General features: G+C 64.6%; 21 protein-coding genes. 9 read left to right on the top strand and 12 right to left on the bottom strand.

Going from position 1 to position 18,579, the window contains the following annotated elements; all coding sequences use genetic code 11:
• Positions 1–2: 2 nt before the first annotated feature.
• The 6 genes from RAC97_RS05760 to atzF form a co-directional block, all read right to left on the bottom strand.
• Complete coding sequence (locus tag RAC97_RS05760) at positions 3–881, bottom strand: DMT family transporter (protein WP_375097819.1); 879 nt, start codon at positions 879–881, stop codon at positions 3–5.
• Positions 882–963: 82 nt separating this feature from the next.
• Positions 964–3,063 (bottom strand): EAL domain-containing protein, encoded by a 2,100-nt coding sequence (locus RAC97_RS05755; protein WP_375097818.1) that lies wholly within the window; start codon positions 3,061–3,063, stop codon positions 964–966.
• A gap of 113 nt (positions 3,064–3,176) precedes the next feature.
• Entirely contained in the window at positions 3,177–3,680 is a 504-nt protein-coding gene (locus tag RAC97_RS05750) for a GNAT family N-acetyltransferase (protein WP_375097817.1), read from the bottom strand.
• Between the two features lie 112 nt (positions 3,681–3,792).
• Positions 3,793–4,005 carry a PLDc N-terminal domain-containing protein gene (locus RAC97_RS05745; RefSeq protein WP_375097816.1) on the bottom strand — a complete coding sequence of 71 codons (213 nt, stop codon included), beginning with the start codon at positions 4,003–4,005 and terminating at the stop codon, positions 3,793–3,795.
• A gap of 73 nt (positions 4,006–4,078) precedes the next feature.
• A complete protein-coding gene (locus RAC97_RS05740) occupies positions 4,079–4,801 on the bottom strand; it encodes a GntR family transcriptional regulator (protein ID WP_375097815.1) in 723 nt (240 codons plus the stop codon).
• 44 nt (positions 4,802–4,845) lie between these two features.
• Entirely contained in the window at positions 4,846–6,648 is a 1,803-nt protein-coding gene (gene atzF / locus RAC97_RS05735; protein ID WP_375097814.1) for an allophanate hydrolase, read from the bottom strand.
• 257 nt (positions 6,649–6,905) lie between these two features.
• On the opposite strand from atzF, the gene RAC97_RS05730 reads away from it, so the two are divergent.
• The 3 genes from RAC97_RS05730 to RAC97_RS05720 all read left to right on the top strand — a co-directional run bounded on the left by RAC97_RS05730 (position 6,906) and on the right by RAC97_RS05720 (position 9,375).
• On the top strand, positions 6,906–7,913 hold the full coding sequence (locus RAC97_RS05730) for a GlxA family transcriptional regulator (protein WP_375097813.1): 1,008 nt from the start codon (positions 6,906–6,908) through the stop codon (positions 7,911–7,913).
• Between the two features lie 111 nt (positions 7,914–8,024).
• Complete coding sequence (locus RAC97_RS05725) at positions 8,025–8,636, top strand: hypothetical protein (protein WP_375097812.1); 612 nt, start codon at positions 8,025–8,027, stop codon at positions 8,634–8,636.
• A 67-nt stretch (positions 8,637–8,703) separates the two neighbouring features.
• Positions 8,704–9,375, top strand: a complete 672-nt coding sequence (locus RAC97_RS05720) for a phytanoyl-CoA dioxygenase family protein (RefSeq protein WP_375097811.1) — start codon at positions 8,704–8,706, stop codon at positions 9,373–9,375.
• On the opposite strand, the gene RAC97_RS05715 is transcribed toward RAC97_RS05720, so the two are convergent.
• The gene (locus RAC97_RS05715; RefSeq protein WP_375097810.1) at positions 9,370–9,585 is read right to left on the bottom strand and encodes a 4-oxalocrotonate tautomerase family protein; all 216 of its coding nucleotides are present in this window, start codon (positions 9,583–9,585) and stop codon (positions 9,370–9,372) included. The two genes, RAC97_RS05720 and RAC97_RS05715, sit on opposite strands and share 6 nt — an antisense overlap.
• 279 nt (positions 9,586–9,864) lie before the next feature.
• Between RAC97_RS05715 and RAC97_RS05710 the strand changes: the two genes are divergently transcribed.
• On the top strand, positions 9,865–10,035 hold the full coding sequence (locus tag RAC97_RS05710) for a hypothetical protein (protein WP_375097809.1): 171 nt from the start codon (positions 9,865–9,867) through the stop codon (positions 10,033–10,035).
• Between the two features lie 80 nt (positions 10,036–10,115).
• Complete coding sequence (locus tag RAC97_RS05705) at positions 10,116–10,577, top strand: GNAT family N-acetyltransferase (RefSeq protein WP_375097874.1); 462 nt, start codon at positions 10,116–10,118, stop codon at positions 10,575–10,577.
• 12 nt (positions 10,578–10,589) lie between these two features.
• Here RAC97_RS05705 and RAC97_RS05700 read toward each other — a convergent pair whose 3' ends face one another.
• Positions 10,590–11,153 (bottom strand): TetR/AcrR family transcriptional regulator, encoded by a 564-nt coding sequence (locus RAC97_RS05700; protein ID WP_375097808.1) that lies wholly within the window; start codon positions 11,151–11,153, stop codon positions 10,590–10,592.
• 4 nt (positions 11,154–11,157) lie between these two features.
• Positions 11,158–11,604, bottom strand: a complete 447-nt coding sequence (locus tag RAC97_RS05695) for a MaoC family dehydratase (RefSeq protein WP_375097807.1) — start codon at positions 11,602–11,604, stop codon at positions 11,158–11,160.
• Between the two features lie 104 nt (positions 11,605–11,708).
• On the opposite strand from RAC97_RS05695, the gene RAC97_RS05690 reads away from it, so the two are divergent.
• Entirely contained in the window at positions 11,709–12,092 is a 384-nt protein-coding gene (locus RAC97_RS05690; RefSeq protein ID WP_375097806.1) for a tautomerase family protein, read from the top strand.
• A gap of 57 nt (positions 12,093–12,149) precedes the next feature.
• Here the strand turns inward: RAC97_RS05690 and RAC97_RS05685 are convergent, their stop codons facing one another.
• A complete protein-coding gene (locus RAC97_RS05685; protein WP_375097805.1) occupies positions 12,150–13,562 on the bottom strand; it encodes an amino acid permease in 1,413 nt (470 codons plus the stop codon).
• Positions 13,563–13,901: 339 nt separating this feature from the next.
• On the opposite strand from RAC97_RS05685, the gene RAC97_RS05680 reads away from it, so the two are divergent.
• The 3 genes from RAC97_RS05680 to RAC97_RS05670 all read left to right on the top strand — a co-directional run bounded on the left by RAC97_RS05680 (position 13,902) and on the right by RAC97_RS05670 (position 17,020).
• The gene (locus tag RAC97_RS05680; RefSeq protein WP_375097804.1) at positions 13,902–15,332 is read left to right on the top strand and encodes a PLP-dependent aminotransferase family protein; all 1,431 of its coding nucleotides are present in this window, start codon (positions 13,902–13,904) and stop codon (positions 15,330–15,332) included.
• A 74-nt stretch (positions 15,333–15,406) separates the two neighbouring features.
• Entirely contained in the window at positions 15,407–15,814 is a 408-nt protein-coding gene (locus RAC97_RS05675; protein WP_375097803.1) for an SRPBCC family protein, read from the top strand.
• A 270-nt stretch (positions 15,815–16,084) separates the two neighbouring features.
• Complete coding sequence (locus RAC97_RS05670; protein WP_375097802.1) at positions 16,085–17,020, top strand: cyclase family protein; 936 nt, start codon at positions 16,085–16,087, stop codon at positions 17,018–17,020.
• Between the two features lie 13 nt (positions 17,021–17,033).
• On the opposite strand, the gene RAC97_RS05665 is transcribed toward RAC97_RS05670, so the two are convergent.
• Positions 17,034–17,756 (bottom strand): hypothetical protein, encoded by a 723-nt coding sequence (locus RAC97_RS05665; RefSeq protein ID WP_375097801.1) that lies wholly within the window; start codon positions 17,754–17,756, stop codon positions 17,034–17,036.
• A 78-nt stretch (positions 17,757–17,834) separates the two neighbouring features.
• Positions 17,835–18,578, bottom strand: coding sequence for a sulfite exporter TauE/SafE family protein (locus tag RAC97_RS05660; protein ID WP_375097800.1), 744 nt, complete (start codon positions 18,576–18,578; stop codon positions 17,835–17,837).
• Between the last annotated feature and the right edge of the window lies 1 nt (position 18,579).

Below are 18,579 nucleotides of genomic sequence, written 5' to 3'. Positions count from 1 at the left end.
CCTCACTTGCCACGCTGCATCCAGGCCGCGCCCAAGCCACTCAGGCAGATGATCACGATGCCCAGCAAGCTGATGGTGTCTGGCGCATGGCCGAACACCAGCAGCCCAAGCAACCCGGCAAAGACGATCTGGCAATAGCCGAACGGCGCCAGCAAGGCCGGTGCGGCGTGGCGGAAGGCCTTGGTCAGCAGCAGGTGCGCAGTCATGCCGCAGCCGCCCAAGGCCAGCATCAGCGGCACGTGCTCCCATTGCGGGGTCTGCCAGAAGAACGGCACCAGCGCGGTCATCACCAGGGTATTGCACAGGCCGGCGTAGAAGTTGCTGGTGGTCGGGCTGTCGTAGGCCGCGACCACGCGGGTCAGCAATTGGTAGAAGCAGAACCCCAACGCCGAGCCGAAGGGGAACAGGATCTGCGGGGTGAACATCGCCCCGCCCGGGTGCACCACTACCAACACGCCGATGAAGCCCATCACCACCGCCACCCATTGCCCGACGCTGACACGTTCCTTGAGCAGCGGCGCCGACAAGGCGGTGACCAGCACCGGGGCAAGGAAGTTGACGGCCGTGGCCTCGGCCAGCGGCAGATATTGCAGGCCAGCGGTGAACAGCAGGCTGGTGCTGAGCAGGCTCAAGGCGCGCAAGGTCTGCAACAGCGGCTTGCGGGTGCGCAACACGGCAAACCCGGCCTTGGGCATGAAGATCCCGGCCATCAGCACGGTGTGCACCACATAGCGCACCCACACCACCATGATCACCGGGTACAACCCGCCGAGGAACTTCGACAGTGCGTCGTGGCTGGCGAACAGGAAGGTGGCCAGCACCACCAGGACGATGCCCCGCAAAGGCTGGTTGACGCCGGACAACGGGGTACTGGAGGTCATGGGCTTCTCGAGTCGGCAGGTAAACCCGATTCTAGAAGAGTTCGGGCGGGTTGATAAACCCGCCCAGGGCAATAGCTGCAATTCACCCGCGCGGGGCGACCGTCACTTCCTTCAAGCGTTGGCTGGCCGGTGCGGGCCTTCCATACAGGTAGCCCTGGAAGTGCGAGCAGCCTTCGGCTGCCAGACGTTCCATCTGCTCGGCCGACTCCACGCCCTCGGCGGTGGTCTTGATCATCAGGCTGTTGGACAGCTCGGTGATGGCGCGGATGATCGACATCGCCTCGCGGCTGTCGCACATGTCGTGGACGAACGACTTGTCGATCTTGATACGGTCGAAGGGGAACGAACGCAGGTAGCCCAGCGACGAATAGCCGGTACCAAAGTCATCCAGGGAAATCGACACGCCCAGGTCTTTCAACGCCCGCAAGGTGCGCACATTCTCGTCGCTGTTGCCCAGCAGCACCGACTCGGTGATTTCCAGCTCCAGACGCTGCGGCGCCAGCCCCGAATCGGACAGCGCCAGGGCGACGGTGTTGACCAGCCCGGCATTCTTGAACTGCACCGGTGACAGGTTCACCGAAACGGTCTTCTCGCCTTCCCAACTGGCCGCTTCCTGGCACGCCAGGTTCAGCGCGCGGGCACCCAACTCGTGGATCAGCCCGGTTTCCTCGGCGATGGGGATGAAATCCATCGGCATGACCATGCCACGGGTCGGGTGCTCCCAGCGCAGCAAGGCCTCGTAGCCCGTCACGCTGTTGCTCTGCTGGTCCACCACCGGCTGGTAGTGCAACTGCAACTGGCCCATGTGCAGGGCGGTGCGCAGGTCGGTTTCCACCAGGCGGCGCTGACGCGCAGCGACGTCCAGTTCGACGTTGAAGCATTCGTAGCGATTGCGTCCGTTGCGCTTGGCTTCGTACAGCGCCATGTCGGCATAGCCGAGCAGTTGTTCGGCCTGGTCGTGGTCTTCGGGGGCAAAGGCAATGCCGATGCTCACGCCGACGGAGAACTGGTGCCCCTCGATGTGGAACGGCGGGCAGACCGCATCGATCAACCGTTGGGCGGTGTTGCAGGCCGCCTCGCGGCTGTCCAGGCCGCCCAGCACCACGGCGAACTCGTCACCGCCAAGCCGGGCCAGGGTGTCGTGCTCGCGCAGCTCGCGACGCAGGCGCTTGCCCAGGGCGCGCAGCAGCTTGTCGCCGAAGGCATGGCCCAGCGAGTCGTTGATGTTCTTGAAGTTGTCCAGGTCCAGGCACAGGGTGGCGGTCAGCTTGTCGGTGTCCGCGCCGCGGCCCAGTGCCTGCTTGAGGCGCTCATGGAACAGCGTGCGGTTGGGCAAACCGGTGAGCGCGTCATGGTGCGCCATGTGGTGGATCTGCGCGTGGGCGGCCAGCTCCTCGGTGGCGTCTTCGGCGATGAACAGCACATAGTCGGCCTGCCCTTCGCGGTTCTGGCTGAGCAGCGCGCGGCTGCGCAGGGTACGCGGGCCGCAGGCGGTGTCGACGCGGGTCTCGTCCATGTAGCCCTTGCTCGAACGCGCGCCACGCGTGAGCTGCTGGCCAAGGAACTCGGCGGCCGACGGCACCACGCATTGCGCTGGCAATGCACCGATCATGCTCGCCCCCTCGCCACCGAACAGCCGCTCGGCGTGCTGGTTGGCCAGCAGGATGCGCTGGGTATCGAGGTCCTGGACGATGACCGAGGCGGGAATATTGGCGATCACCGAGTCGAGAAAGCGCGACAGCGTGCTCATTTCCTGGCTGTATTGCTCGGCCAGCTCCTTGGCCTGCAACAGCTCCAGTTCGTAGCGGTGGCGTTCGGAGATATCGCGGGTGACCTTGGCGAAGCCCACCAGGCGGCCCTCGTCGTAGACCGCCTCGATCACCACGTGGGCGCGAAACGCCGACCCATCCTTGCGCAGGCGCCAGCCTTGTTCCTCGAAACGCCCCGTGTTGCGCGCCAGCTCCAGGTTCTGCGTCGGCACCCCGGCCTTGCGCTCCATTTCGCTGTAGAACAACGAATAGTGCTGGCCAACGATTTCCCCTGACGTATAGCCCTTGGCCCGCTCGGCGCCGGGGTTCCAATTGGCGACGATACCTTCGGGGGTGAGCATGTAGATGGCGTAGTCCGCCACGCTCTGGATCAACAGCCGGTACATGATGTCGGGGTTGGTGACGAACGACATGGGGGTTACCTGAACCTGCAGAAGCAAATCGGAATAATGGCATTATGCCGTTTAGCTTGGGCTTTTGTGAAAGGGGTCACAAAAAAACTTGTCCAGGACCCTACCCAAACGATTCAGTGACGTGCGGGGGTAATCAGGAAGTTCAGCAACCCTGGGTCGTCGTCCAGTGCAATCGAACTTACAGAGCGCGGCAGGTCGGCGACCAGCGCTTGACAGAAGGCCACGGCAGGGCCGTCTTCGCGATAGCAGCGCAGCAGCCAGTCGCATTCGCCCCGGCACAACAACTGGCGCGCAACGGCAAGACCGATGCCCTGGCGCCGGTAACGCTTGAGAATGAACAGGTCGGCCAGCTCCAAGCCGTCGATGCCGGGCAGCTCGCTACGCTCGACCAGGACGAACCCCGCGATGAAGCCGTCGACCAGCACCAAACTGGCGCTCCAGCCGGGGCTTTGCCAGTAGCGGTCCATATGCGCGTCGTGTACGTAGAAACGCCCATCGACCTCCACGTCCTCGGCCTCCCAGTCCGAAGACTCATAGGCATAGAACTGGTAGAGATTGCGGATGATGCCCGCGTGCTCGAGGTCGGCGGGCAGCAGTTCCAGGTTAGCGGCGGGCATCGGCTTGGCTCGGGGCGAGAAAGCCGGGGATTCTACCTACCCGGAAAGGTTTTTCCGAGCCAGGCAGACGACAGGGCATGCAGCGCTATCCGGCTAGCCACCCGCCCGCTTTTTACTTCTCTTCCAGTACCGCCCTGCCCTTCACTGCCCGCGGCCCACGCCAGGCCCAGAACAGCAGGCCAGGGAAAGGTGCGTAGACCACGAACACCACCCAGAGCATCTTGCGCTCGGCACGCCGGTCGCTGCCGATGATGTGCCAGATCGCGAGGATCTCCAGCAGAATGACCACAGCCGCGATGACGATCCAGAAAAGACCCAATTCCATGACGTTCTCCTGTAGACATGTATTGGGTTGGGCTGCGCTGGGCGATGAGGGTTCATTTGGATGTTGCGGCCGCTCAGGCGCCGCCCGCCGTCGCCCGCTCCCGCGTGCTTTGCAGCATGTGCAGGGTGATGGTATGCACCTGGGCCTTGCTCACCTCGATGTGCGCGCGCAACTGCTGTTGGGCGGCGTCACTGCGTCGGTCGAGAATCGCCTGGAGGATGCTGGCGTGTTCCTCGTAGGTCAGGTGCACCCGTTGCGCCTGGGTGAAGTCCAGGCGACGAATGATGCGGATCTGCTCACTCACCTGGGCGTGCAGCCGGGCCATCTCGGTATTGCCCGCCGCCTCCACCAATTGGCAGTGAAAATGCTCGTCCAGCCGTGAGACTTCGCGGCCATCCTCCCGGCGTTGTTCCACCGGCACATGCCAGACTTCGCGCAGCGCCGCCAATTGCACCGGCAGCTCACCCTCGGGGCGCTCGCAGAGGCGGCGCACAGCCTCCATCTCGAAAACGATGCGCACGTCGTACAACTGCTCGAAATGCTTGAAGTCGAACGGCCGCACCTGCCAGCCACTGCGAAACAGCACGTCCAGGTAACCCTCGCGTTCCAGGCGATGCAGCGCCTGGCGCACCGGAGTGCGGCTGACCTGCATGCGCTCGGCCACCTCGCCCTCGCTGAAGCGATCCCCCGGAATCAGGCGGAACTCGAAGATATCCTCCTTGAGCCGGGCATAGATCTGCTCCACCAGGTTTTCCGGGCGCGGCTTAGGGCCTCGCGTGGGGTCGATCACTTGCATTCGGGCATCCTCCAACCGCTAACCCGTGCGGTGCTGAACGTGCGTTAGGCCTGGGTTGGACGGGCGGCCTGCGCCGCGATGAAGGCGCGCCAGCCGCCGAAGCTGGTGATATCGCGGGCATTGCCCAGGGCCAGCGGTTCGCAGATGAAGCCTTTGACCCAGCGCCCGTCGGCCAGTTGCAGGTTGCCGATGCCCAGCGGCGGCGGGATCTCGGCGACGAACTCGCCGAAGCGCGCCACGGGGATGTCCCACACCTCGACGATGATCGCGCTGCCATCCTGGGCGCGGGCCAGGCCCGGCTTGGGCGGCACCGTGCCTTCCAGGGCGTAGAGACGGTAGTCGGTGCTGGTGAAGGTTTGCTCCACCAGCACCGCGTCGCGGCTGATGAGCTGGTGGTTGAGCGGCATCCCGGTCAGGTGTGCCCCGACGACCGCCACTCGTACGCAGTCGCCTGATTGCGCGGCTGGCGCGACCGCGCCCCAGGGTTGCCCGGTGGCGCCCAGAGGCAGAGCCACGGCGCGTTGCCAGCGCTGGCCGAGGTCGGCCAGCGCCTGGTCGTGCCAGGCCGGGGCAATCAGTGTGATGCCGCTGGGCAGGCCGTCGGCACGCAGGCCTGCCGGCAGCGCCAGGGCGCTGAGGTCGGCAAGGTTGGTGAAGTTTGTGTAGATGCCGAACTGGCTGTTGAACAGCACCGGCTCCTCGGCCATTTCGGCCTGGGTGCGGTGGGTAGGGGAAGTCGGCACCACCAGGGCATCGAAGCCCTCCAGGGCGGCCTCGATACGACGCGCCAGGGCGGCGCGGCGGTATTCGGCCTTGAAGGTATCGCAGGCGCTGTATTGGTGGCCGTTGGCGACAATGCCGCGCACCACCGGGTCCATGTCCTCGGCCGCCACGCCTTCGGTGGCCACGGTGCGTTCGGCGACCCAGGGGCCGTAGTACAACTCTTCGGCCAGCTCACGGAAGGGGCTGAAGTCGATCGCGGTAACGCTTGCGCCCTGCTCGCGCAACGTGGCCACGGCTTGCTCGAACACCGTCTGGTTCTGCCGGTCGCCGAAGAACTCCAGCACATCCGGCACCGCCAGCTTCGGCGCATTGCCGATGGCCACCGGGGCACGCTGCGGGTTGCGGCGCGAGTACGGGTCGGCGGCATCGAAGCCTGCGGCAATGCGGGCCACGGCCTGGGCATCGGCGACGGTCAACGCGAAGATCGAGATGCAATCGAGGGTACGGCACGCCGGCACCAGGCCGGTGTTGGGCAGCCAGCCCTTGGTCGGCTTGAGCCCGACGATATTGTTGAAGCCTGCCGGTACACGGCCGGAACCCGCAGTGTCGGTGCCAAGCGAGAACGCCACCAGGCCGCGGGCGACTACGCTGGCCGAACCAGAGCTCGAGCCACCGCTGACATAGGCCGGGTCGAAGCTGTTAGGCACGGCGCCATAGGGCGAGCGGGTGCCGACCAGGCCGGTGGCGAACTGGTCGAGGTTGGTCTTGCCTACCAGCACGGCCCCCGCTGCGCACAAGCGCGTCACCACCGTGGCATTGGCATCGGCCACCTGACTGAAGGCTGGGCAGGCGGCGGTGGTCGGCCAACCGGCGGCATCGATGTTGTCCTTGATGGCGAACGGAACGCCGTAAAGAGGCAAGGCATCGAGGTTGCCGCCGTGTTCAGCCAGCGCCTGGGCCAGGCGGTCCAGTTGGGCGTGCAACTGCGCTTCGCTGGCGCGGCTGATCCAGGCGGTGTCTTGCTCGTCGAGGCTGGCCAGCAGGTTGCCCAACAGGTCGGAGGGTGCTGCACCGTTACGGTACGCATCGAGCCAACCTGTCAGGGTGAGAGGGAATGAGTGCATGGTGTGAGTTCCATCTTGTATCCAAGTTGACATGCAACCAACAAGATCCATGCCAGGCTCCATTTTCTTCCTTGATTCAAGGACATGACGGTTTGAGCCAAGGCCTGGGCAGCCCGTGGATGCGCACTTTTCGGGCCAGCCCGATGCATTGGCCCCTTCGCGGTGCAGCGCTCGGCCACCCTCCCCGGTCAGCCGCATTGTGTTTCCCCATGACTCACAGCACACTCCACCGGCCAGCGAAGGAAACGGAGTCCGCAGTGCCCACGCCACGTCAGTTCAGCAAGAAGACCAGCACCACCAACATGCTGCGGCTCAAGCCCGGCGCCAGCCAGGCGCAAGCGCCCTACCAGGTTGACTTCGTGCTGCTGGAGCACTTCTCGATGGCCAGCTTCACCGTGGCCATGGACGTGCTGGTCACCGCCAACCTGCTGCGTGCCGAGAGTTTCGCCTCCACCCCGCTGTCGCTGGCCGGCGACCGGGTCCTGAGCGACCTGGGCCTGGAGCTGTTCGCCACCCCGCTGGACCTCGGTGCCGTCCAGGCACCTGACTTGCTGGTGATCTGCGGTGGCCTGCGCACCCCGCTGAAATACCCCGAGCTCGACCGCCTGCTGGCCGACTGCGCCGCCCAGGGCATGGCCTTGGGGGGGCTGTGGAATGGCGCCTGGTTCCTGGGGCGCGCCGGGGTGCTGGGCGACTATGGTTGCAGCATCCACCCCGAGCAGCGCGCCAGCCTGGCCGAACGCAGCCCGCAGACGCGCATCACCCCCGCCAGCTTCACCCTCGACCGCGACCGCCTCAGTGCCGCCAGCCCCAATGGCGCGATGGAATTGATGCTAGGGCTGGTGCGCCGCCTGCATGGCGATGCCCTGGCCGAAGGCGTGGAGGAAATCCTCTCGTTCTCCGGCGCACGCTACCGTCAGGTGGGGCCGGGAGCGAAAAAGTCGATGAGCCTGCAACTGCGCACCATCGTCGAGCTGATGGAGAACAACCTGGAGGAAACCCTGAGCCTCGACCAGCTGGCCGCCTACAGCGGGCGCTCGCGGCGCCAGATCGACCGCTTGTTCCAGGCCCAGTTGGGTACCTCGCCGCGGCGCTACTACATGGAGCTGCGTATCACCAAGAGCCGCCGCCTGTTGCAGTATTCGGACCTGTCGGTGATGGAAGTGGCGGTGGCCTGCGGCTTCGTCTCGGTGTCGCACTTCAGCAAATGCTACGCCGCTTATTTCGGCTACCCGCCGTCGCGTGAGCAACGGCTGGGCGAGTGAGCTACGTGGCCCATTGATTCCATCAATAGCCACCATGTTCAGCTTCAAGTTCCACGGCACTGCGGGCGCGAGGAAGATAGCCACATCCCCATCCTGCTCGAGGCCTGCACCATGAAAACCGGCATGATCGCCGCCCTGATGGCCCTGCTTGCCGCACTCGGTGGCTGCGCGACACAAGCCAGCCCGGCCGGTGCACAACCTGCTGGCCACCTCTACGGCGCGACCGAACTGTCCAATGTGAGCCTGGATCAGGGCCAGAAAGTCGCGGTACTGCTCGGGCGCAACGCCGCCGCCACGCTCGACTACCTGCAACGCCACCGAGACCAGGCGCCAGCTGCCGAGGGCCAAGGCACTCCGGTAACGACCCTGTCCGGCAACCAGGCCTATGACTGGCTGGCACGCTCGCTGGGCCAGGCATTCACCGAGGTGACCTTCTACGAAGACCTCGACACCCTGCTGGCCGACCGCCCCGACGTGATCGTGCTGCTCGATGCCCAGAGCCAGTTGGCAAGTGCCGAAGACCAGGCGATCCAGGCCAGTGTGGTGGCACGCTTCTTCGACGACCAGCTGACCTACATAGGCCGCGCCGAAGGCGTGGCACGCAAGGATGTCGGCAACGCCAACCTGCTGCGCCAACTGGCTGAGGAACGAGTGATCCAGGCCGATGCCCTGCGCCAGTTCGATGCCTCGCTCAAGGCGCTGCTCAAAGGCCCGGTGTCCTGAGCACCCCCTTGGCGCGCGGATTGGGCTGGGGCACCATCAGCGCTTGCGCACGGACTGCGAGCCAAGCATGAACGACCCTCACCTGTTGCACCGAGACGGCTACATCCTCCTGCGTGAAGCGACGCCAGGCGACTGGCTGCCAGCCTTGCGCGGCGCGTTCGATGACGGGGTGCTGGCCAATTCGCAATGGCCCGTGCCACGGGGTGCGGGCTGGCGTCATGCGGCGCTGGACCTGGCCCCGCAAGTGCAGGCGCTGTGCCGCCTGCCCGCGCTGCTGGCGGCAGCGGGCGAACTGATTGGCGAGCGCTTTTTCCTGTCCCAGGTGGAAGGCCGCGAACCGCTTCCCGGTCATGGCCACCAGGCCCTGCACCGTGACCTGTGCGGGCAGCGCCCCGGCGACACGGCCCTGGCGATCATCTTTCTCGATGACTACGGCCCGGCCAACGGCGCTACCCGCCTGGTGCCGGGCAGCCATCGACATGACGCCAGCACGCCAGACACCGACATCGACGAAGCCCGGTCGATGTGCATGTCCGGCCTGGCAGGTGACATCCTGGTATTCGACGCCGACCTGGTGCATGCCGCCAGCCTGAACGCCAGCGGCGCACGGCGTCGCTCGCTGCTGGTCAGCTATTGCGGTGAGAAGCTGCATGCTCTGCACGTGCAGACCGCAAGCCTGCGCCATGTGCGCATGGACCTGTCCGAGCGCTTCGACCCGCCAAGCTCAACGGCCCTATGACTGACCCTCGGCCAACTGCTTGCGGTAGGCGGTGGTGGTCATGCCAGCGTAGCCCCAGTTATCGGTGTCGACTTCCTCGATAACGATATGGGTGAGCTTGGGGTCCTTGTGCAGCACACGCTCCATGGTTTCGGTGATTTCCTTGATGACTTGGGCTTTCTGGTCCTGGGTAACGCCGTCGCGGGTGATGCGCACGCTGATGAAAGGCATGGAAATATCTCCAGTCCCGGCCGGTCGGAATGACGGGCTGCGGTTGGGGAAGACTCTAGGACGTTGCCGGGCATCGATAAACACCCAGGCGCTCACTTCATCTGTACCGCCAGGTAACGAATCTGGCTTGTTAGCGACCTACCATCACCATTTCTTTCTTCGTGTGGGTGCAAGGGCTTGCCCAGGCCGGAACGGCTTCCACGCCCTGACCTCTAGGCTAGAGCCTGCATCGTGAGGCACTATGCCATAAAGGAAACCGGCGTCGCCTCGGAGGCCCCCATGAAAACGTTCTCTCGCCTGAGCCTGTTACTGCTGGTCGCCGGCATGCTATTGGGCGACATCGTGCTGGCCAGCGTCGGCCTGGTGGGGGTCTGCACCGTGGCGGTGCTGCATGAGCTTCGTCAGGATGACTCGCCAGTGCCGTCGCCAACATCGAAGTTCATCGCCTGACGCAATCCCGCCCTCCCCATGGATCAACGCCTTCAGGAGCAACACCCTTGAGCACCCCAGTAACAACGTTCTACCTGGAGATGACCTCCGCCAACGACCTGAAGGCCAAGCCACCGCGCGACGACCTGCACATCGTCGAGTGCGAAATCCCCCAGCCGCAGCTCAACCGCTTCCTCTACCAACTGGTGGGCGCCACCTGGAACTGGACCGACCTCAACCGCTGGAGCGATGCCCAATGGCAGGCCATGGTCGAACAGGAAGGGCATCGCACCTGGGTGGGCTACCACCGCGGAGCCATCGCCGGTTACTTCGAGCTGTACCGGCCCGATGGCAGCGATGTGGAGATCCGCTACTTCGGCCTGGCCCCGCAATTCATCGATCAGGGCTTCGGCGGCGTGCTGCTCAGCCAGGCCATCACCCAAGCCTGGGCCTGGCCGGGTACCCGACGGGTGTGGGTTCATACCTGCTCGCTGGACCACCCTGCCGCGCTCGCCAACTACAAGGCACGCGGCATGCGCCTGTACAAGGAAGAAGTGGCGTGACGAGCGCCGGGGTCAGGCGCTGGCGGCCTGGTTCACCGCCGCCTCCACGGCCTTGACCCATGGCGCATCGCCCGCTGCCTGCGCCAGCAGGCGCGCGCCCAGCATAGCGGCGAACAGCACTTTCGCCTGCTGTTCCTGGCCGGCGGGCATCTGCTCGACGAACACCTCGAACAACCCCTGCGAGCCCTCCCGGTAAGCGTCGGCACAAGTACCGTCCACCGCCCCCGTGGCCACCGGCACCGCGAAAGCCAGCAACGGGCAACGCTGCTTGGCCGTGCTGTTGCGCAGGTACTGGCGCACCAGGGTAGCGGCCCGGGGCTCGGCCTTGGTATCGGCTCGGGCGAAAACGTTCTTCCAGGTTTGCCCGGACTGCTCGAAGGCCAAGGCAAAGGCCTCGGCGATCAATGCATCGCGGGACTCGAACTGCTTGTAGAAGCCGCCCACCGTCATGCCATTGGCGGCCATCACCTGCGCGACCGACACATTCTCGACCCCGGATTCGCGAAACATCGCACAGGCAGTCTCGACGATCTTCGCCCGGTTTTCCCGGGCCTTGTGCTGCGATGAGCGCCCCACCTCGCTAGCCCTCCCGACCGAAGCACAGAATGTTGGTCGCCATCTTCTGCAACGTTTCCCCACGCTGGTTCGCGGTAACGGCCTCGAGCCGCACCGTGGCGCGACCCGGCCGTGAGCGCGACGGGGTGATCGCGACCACCGTGCAGGTGACCTGCAGGATGTCGCCGGGACGGGTCGGTTGCGGCCAGGCCACTTCGGTGTTGGCGCCAATGATGCCGCTGGCCAGCGGCAGGCAACCGACCAGCAGCTTCATGGTGATCGCCGAGGTCTGCCAGCCGCTGGCGGCCAGGCCCTGGAAAAACGAAGCCTTGGCTTGCACATCGTCCAGATGGAACGGCTGCGGGTCGTACTCACTGGCGAAACGGATGATCTGCTGGGCATCCAGCGGGTAGCTATCGCTGACGAAGGTATCGCCGACCGACAGGTCCTCCAGGTAGAGCGAATCGGCCATGTTGCGGCTCCTTGGGCAAGGTGAAGGGTGCGCTTGTCAAAATAGATTATGGTCACTATCTTATTTTTCGCAACCTGTCGTTGCCCCCTCTCCAGGAGACCGTCATGCCTCTCGTGCGTATCGATATCCGGCGACACCCCAACCCCAACCATGTGCAGGTGCTCGGCAAGGTGGTCTATGCGGCCATGCGAACCGCAATCGGCGTGCCTGAGCACGACAACTTCCAGGTGCTGACTGAGCACGATGGCGAACGCCTGGTCTACGACCCGCAGTACCTGGGTATTGCCCGCTCGGACGGGCAGGTGTTCATCCAGATCACCCTCAACGAAGGGCGCACGGTCGATCAGAAGAAGTTGCTGTACAAGACCATCGCCGAAGGGCTGGCGAACGAGGCGCAGGTCAGGCCGGAGGATGTCTTCATCAACCTGGTGGAAGTGAAGAAAGAGAACTGGTCGTTCGGCAACGGCATCGCACAGTACGCTCTATGACGAAAAAGCCCGCCCTACAGTCCGTTAACTGTAGGAGCGGGCTTGCCCATGAAGGGGTCAGCGCTGCTTGCTGGTACGCGCCTGGTGCACAACGCCCATCGCCACCACCACGGCAGCGGCGATGCCGGTGGAAATCACCAGGATCTGGTAGTCAGGCATGAACGCCATCACCACCAGGCACACCACGATAAAGGCGATCACCAGATAGGTCAGCCACGGGAACAGCCACATCTGCAGGCGGATTTCCTTGCCCTCGGCCAGCAGCTTGCGACGCATGCGCAGTTGCGAGAAGGCGATCACCAGGTACACCAGCAGGGCGATCATGCCGGTGGTGTTCATCAGGGTTTCGAGCACGTCTTTCGGGCGCAGGGTCTCGCTGAAGTTGATCAGCGCACAGAAGATGGCCACCGCGCAAGAACCCATGATCGCGTACACCGGCACACCGGTACCGGCGCGGGTGATCTTGAAAAACGACGGCGCATCACCGCGCTGGCCAAGGGAGAACAGCATGCGCGAAGCGGTGTAGTGCCCGGAGATCAGGCAACTGCTCACCGAAGTCAGCACCACGAAGTTCATCAGCAGCTCGGCATAGGGCACGCCCAGCAGCTCCAGGGTGCGGCGGTAGGCGCCATAGCCGGACTCACCCAGGTGCGGGTCGTTCCACGGCACCAGGCAGACGATCAGGAAGATCGAACCCACGTAGAACAGGCATACCCGCCATACCACCGAGTTGGTGGCCTTGACGATCTGCCCGGCAGGGTCCTTGGACTCGGAAGCCGCGATGGTGACGATTTCGGCGCCGAGGAAGGCGAACATCACCCCGAGCAAGGCCCCGACCACCGTGGTGATGCCATTGGGCATGAAACCCTCGGACGTCAGGTGACCGATGCCGCGCACCTCGCCGAATTGCCAGATATTGAACACCGCCGCAGTACACACGATCAGGAAGCAGACGATCGCCACCACCTTGATCAGTGCGAACCAGAACTCGAACTCGCCATAGTGCTTGACGTTGAAGAAGTTGACCGTTATCAGCACCAAGGTAGTGGCCAACACGAACACGTTGACACTCACACCGGGAAACCAGCCATGCAGGATCTTGCCCGCCACGTAGGCTTCCCACGCCATCAGGATGACCCAGTACCACCAGTACAACCAGCCGATGGTGAAACCGGCCCAGCGGCCGATGGCGCGGTCGGCGTAGGTGGAGAAGGAGCCGGTGTCCGGCGAGGAGGTGGCCATTTCGCCGAGCATGCGCATGATCAGCACCACCAGGATGCCACCGGCCAGGTACGCCAGCACCGCTGCGGGGCCGGCGCTATGGATCACGCTGCCGGAGCCGACGAACAAGGCGCCGCCGATGACCCCGGCGATCGACATCATCGTCAGGTGCCGCGACTTGAGCGCAGCGTTGAGCTGGCTCTCGGGCTCGCTTTTCGCGGCGGTGGTGGATGTAGATGTTGCGTCCATCAGTTGTGTACCCCGTGCTTCTTTTTATCCAAGGAAAAACTGTGAAACCCCGACGTCCTGCGGCAACGCGCAGTCATCGGCCTCACCTTTACATCAGCGCTATGCGGGCAGGAGGTGTGCGAGACACACGCAGGCCATCCATGGCGGCCTGCTGAACGCGCCCGAGGCGGACCGCTCGGGCGAACTGAACTGGCGGTATATGTCACCTAATGTAAAAATGTCGGACACAGAGAGCCATGCACAGTGGTGTGAAATCCGCACTGCACTGTACAGGCCGTCAATGCAATACACCCGAGACACCCCGCAGGTGCTTGGCGTTACGCACACCTGAAGGCCCCCATGCTGCGACTACATCCCGACGCGCCTACCCCGCTGGTCAACCAGATCATCGAGGGGCTGCGCGAACTCATCGACAACCAGACCCTAAAGCCCGGCACCAAGGTGCCCTCGATCCGCGCCTTCGCCGCGACCTACTCGGTCAGTACCTTCACCGTGGTCGAGGCCTACGACCGCCTGGTGGCCCAGGGGCTGCTGGTCAGCCGCGGCAATGCCGGCTTCTTCGTCAGCCGCGCGCTGGGCGAGCTGCTCGACAGCCCCAGCCCGGAAGCCGACAGCGCCCGCCCCTCGTTCAATTCCGAGTGGTACTTGCAGCAGATCTTCGAGACCCGCCAGCTGCCGTACAAACCCGGCTGCGGCTGGCTGCCCAACGACTGGATGTACGAAGACGGTCTGCGCCGCGGCCTGCGCCAGGTGGCCAGCAGCCCCTTGGAATTGTCGGGCTACGGCGACCCGATGGGCTTGCCCGAGCTGCGTGCGCTGACCGCGCAGAACCTGCAGCAAGAGTTGTCGATCGTCGCCAACCCGGCGCAGCTGATGCTCACCCACGGCGCCAGCCAGGCCCTGGACCTGGCGGTACGCACCCTGGTGAAACCGGGCGACGTGGTGCTGGTGGACGACCCCGGCTACCCCAACCTGATGAGCATCCTGCGTTTCCAGGGCGCAACCCTGGTGGGTGTGCCACGTACCCCGGCCGGCTATGACCTGGACCACCTCGAGCACCTGCTGGAGCACCACCGCCCGACGCTGTTCTTCACCCAGCCGCACCTGCACAGCCCGACCTGCTCGCGCACACCGCTGGCGCAGTTGCACCGCCTGTTGCAACTGGCCTCGCGCCACGGCTTCCGGCTGGTGGAGAACAACCTCTACGCCGACATGATCGCCGAGCCGCAGCCGTGCCTGGCCAGCCTCGACCACCGGCAACAGGTGGTGTACGTGGGCAGCTATTCGAAGAGCATTTCGCCGAATGTGCGGGTCGGCTACCTGGCAGCCGAGCCGAGCCTGATGCAACAGCTGCTGCACCTGAAGATGCGCTCTGGCCTGACCACCTCCCAGGTGATGGAGCGGGTGGTGTACTCGGCGGTCATCGATGGCCGCTGGCGCAAGCACCTCAAGCGCCTGCGCCAGCGCCTGGCCGAGGCCCACCAGGAAGTGGGCAGGCATTTGCACCGACTGGGCTTCGAGCTGTTCATCGAGTCGGACGAAGGCATGTACATCTGGACCCGCCACCCGGCCATCCCGGACAGCGCCGCGCTGCTCGACGATGCCCTGGCACAAGGCGTCATGCTCGGGCCCGGGCAGCTGTTCATGGTCGATGCCCGGCCTACCGGTTGGATGCGTTTCAACGTGGCATTCAGCGCGGACCCGGCGATGTGGGAGTTGCTGGAGAAGGTGCTGGTCAAGCATGTGCGGCGTGGTGGCGGGCCTGGCTGAAGCCGCGAAGACCTCGACCGCGACGCCCAACGCGTCTACGATGCCTGCACCTCAATCCACCAGGAAATTCCCCCATGGCCCGCGCCCACGCCTCCCTGAAGACCGCCCACAGCCCTGACCGTGTCTGGGCCCTGGTCGGTGGTTTCGATAACTTGCCCCAATGGCTGCCCTTCATCGTCGAAAGCGTCATCAGCGAAGGCGGTCGGCTGCGCACCTTGAAGTCCGCCGACGGCAATATCATCGTCGAGCGCATGCAAACCTTCGATGAGCAGGCACGCACCTGCACCTACTCGATCGAGCAGAGCCCCTTCCCGATCAGCAGTTACCTCGCCACCGTGCGCGTCAGTGCCGATGGCCAGGGTAGCCTGGTGGAGTGGTTTGGCGAGTTCACTGCGGTGGGCATCAGCGAAGACGAGGCGCACGAGCTGTTCCAGGGAGTCTACGAAGACGGTATGCAGACGCTGGCCAAAGCCTTGGGCTAAGCGCCGCGCATTATTGATCTGCAATCAACACACCTGGCCTGAAACCGCCTGTTCGGCGTTCGACTTCAACGAGTTGCCGCAGGCGCTGCGGCAGCTCAAGGAAGTCGCGCGAAGCGGCAAGTGGGTGGCTCGCATGCCCTGAGGCGATACGCCCGCCCTGCGAAACGGCCCTTGCCTGCCGCGCAAAACTGTTTGTCCGGCAGACGCCTTTTTCCCGCGGGACCCCCTGCTCAGAATCTCCCCGGAGCCTTCGACCTCCAGGAGATACCCATGACCCCTTTCAAACCCTTGCTGCTTGCCGCCGCCCTCACCGCCAGCACCCACACCGCCCTGGCCGCCGACTGGCAGCAGTCACCGTACGGCAACCAGGACGAGATCGGCGCCGCCAACCTGCTCACCCCCGACGTGGTCAAGCAGGCCGCTCAGCTGATCAAGACCGGCAAGGCCTACCCCCTGGCCGTACCGGTGAGCAAGGACCTGCCAGCCTTCCGCCACCGCAGCTTCCACCTGTACAACGTCCAGCCGGGCGAACAGGCCGGGCAGACCCTGGGCCGCAACCAATTCACCTTCAACGATGAACTGGTCAACGGCTGGACCGGCGTCGGCACCCAGCTCAACGGCATCGGCCATATCGGTATCGACAATGTCTACTACAACGGCAACCACGCCGCCGACTTCGTCACAGTCGAGGGCGTAAACAAGCTGGGTATCGAGAAGGTTCCGCCCATGGTCACCCGTGGCGTGGTGCTGGACATGACCGCCCACTACGGCAAAGCCATCGTGCCGGGCGGCACCGTGTTCAGCGTGGACGACCTCAAGGCAGTGCTGAAGCGGCAGGGGCTGAGCCTGCGCAAGGGCGACGTGGTGCTGTTCAACACCGGTTGGCTGGAGCTGATCGGCAAGGACAACGCGCAGTTCCTCGCCACCGAGCCCGGCATCGACCTGCCCGCCGCCCAATGGCTGGCCGAGCAGGGTATCGTCGCCTTCGGTGGCGATACCTGGGCCTCGGAGGTGTACCCCAACCCCAGCGGCGAGGAGTTCCCGGTCAACCAGTTCATGCTGGCCAAGCGCGGCATCTACAACCTGGAGCTGATCGATACCCGCGCGCTGGTGCGCGACAAGGCGTTCGAATTCATGTTCGTGCTGGGCCAACCGCTCTACAAAGGCTCTACCCAGGTGAACATCAACCCGGTGGCGATTCGCTGAAACGCTGAAGAAGCTAGCGGGCTACCCTTCGCCCACGCCAGCGCCAGGCCATCAGCAACAAGGTCAATAGTGACAGGCCCAGCAGCCCAACCAGTACCTGTGCATGGCGCGCTACCCAGGCCGGGAACCCTGCGACCTGCTGCATCACCTGCACATCGGCCGCGCCATCGGCATGTACGATGCTGATGCCGGCCTGCCTGACCTGCGAATAGTCCGCATCGAAATACACCCATACCTTGCTCGATGCCCCCGGAGCGATGGCTGGAATGTCGATCAAGGTGGTGGCCTCTTCGGGAATCGTGTCGTTGCCGGCGTCGTCGCGGACCTGCACCAGCCCTTTGACCGGCAGGCGGATGTGCACGTCCTTCACCGGTTCGCCGCCATGGTTGTGCAGGCTGATGACCAGCCCTGTGCGGTGGTCCACCAGGCCCGCCTCGAAGGGCTTGGCGAACAGTTGCATATACGGCGCCTGGGCCAGGCCCACCAGTCGCTCGACCTGTTCACGGGCCAGCGCGCCCTGGGCAATGGCCTCTATGCCGGCTTGCAGGCGCTCGTACTTGAGCTGGTCGTTGGCCTGGCTGATGCGTTCGTTGAACTGGCTCGGGTAGGTCAGGTACTCGTAGGACAGGCTGGCCTGCAGCCTTCCCGCGTCACGCCACAGCGTATGCAGCGACACGGCGGCCACCGCAACGACCAGCACGCCCGCAAGGGCTTTCCCGACTTTTTCCCAACTCACCTTGAAGGTTCCTTGTTTCTGCATGGGCGATCACAGACCGGGGCAAGCGTGCCAAGTTCAAAGGCCGCAGGCAAGCACTCAGCGCGTCAGCAGTACCGGCAGTGACGCCATCAGCATGGCTACTCCGGACAAGGTAAGCAGTCCCAGCACCACGCGGCGGAAGACCTGCTCGCTGATGCCAAGGTACACGCGCGTGCCCAGCAGAGTCGGCACGGCCATCGCCAGGGCCACCACGGCGAACGACGGCAGCAGCTCGACAGTCACCAGCCCCGTGCCCAGGTAGGTGAGCATGGTCACCAGCAGCATCGACAGGTTGAAGTTCTGGATCACCGCGCGCTGGGTATCGCGGTCGAACCCTCGCAGCGTGCACCACAGCGTCGGCACGGTACCGGTGAAGCCGCCGATGCCGCCCAGCGCACCGCCCACCAGCCCGACCGTGCCATCGGCCAGGCGCCCGCCGCGCAATCGCGGCAAACGGGGTGCCGCCAGCATCAGCGGGCACCACAGTACCAGCAAGGTGCCGAACACGGCCTTGAACCAGAGCATGTCCAGGTATGGCAATACCCATACGCCCAGCGGAATTCCCATCAAACCACCCAGCACGAAGGGCCACAGCAAGGCCCAGCGAAACCCTCGGCGTACGCTGAACAGCGCGATGAGCTGACCGGTCAGGCTGCCGAACACCGTCAGCACCGCAGCCACACGCGGCTCCAGGCCCCAGGCCCAGAACGACATGGCCACCATGCCAAAGGCAAAACCGGAAAGGCCCTGGACGAAACCGGCGACGACGGCGCCCAAGGCAATGAGGTAGAGAGGGTCCATT

This window comes from Pseudomonas sp. LS_2 (assembly GCF_042709235.1).
In the GTDB taxonomy this organism is placed as follows: domain Bacteria; phylum Pseudomonadota; class Gammaproteobacteria; order Pseudomonadales; family Pseudomonadaceae; genus Aquipseudomonas.
Note: the sequence above shows the minus strand (reverse complement) of the source record. Positions and strands in the feature narration are given on the sequence as shown.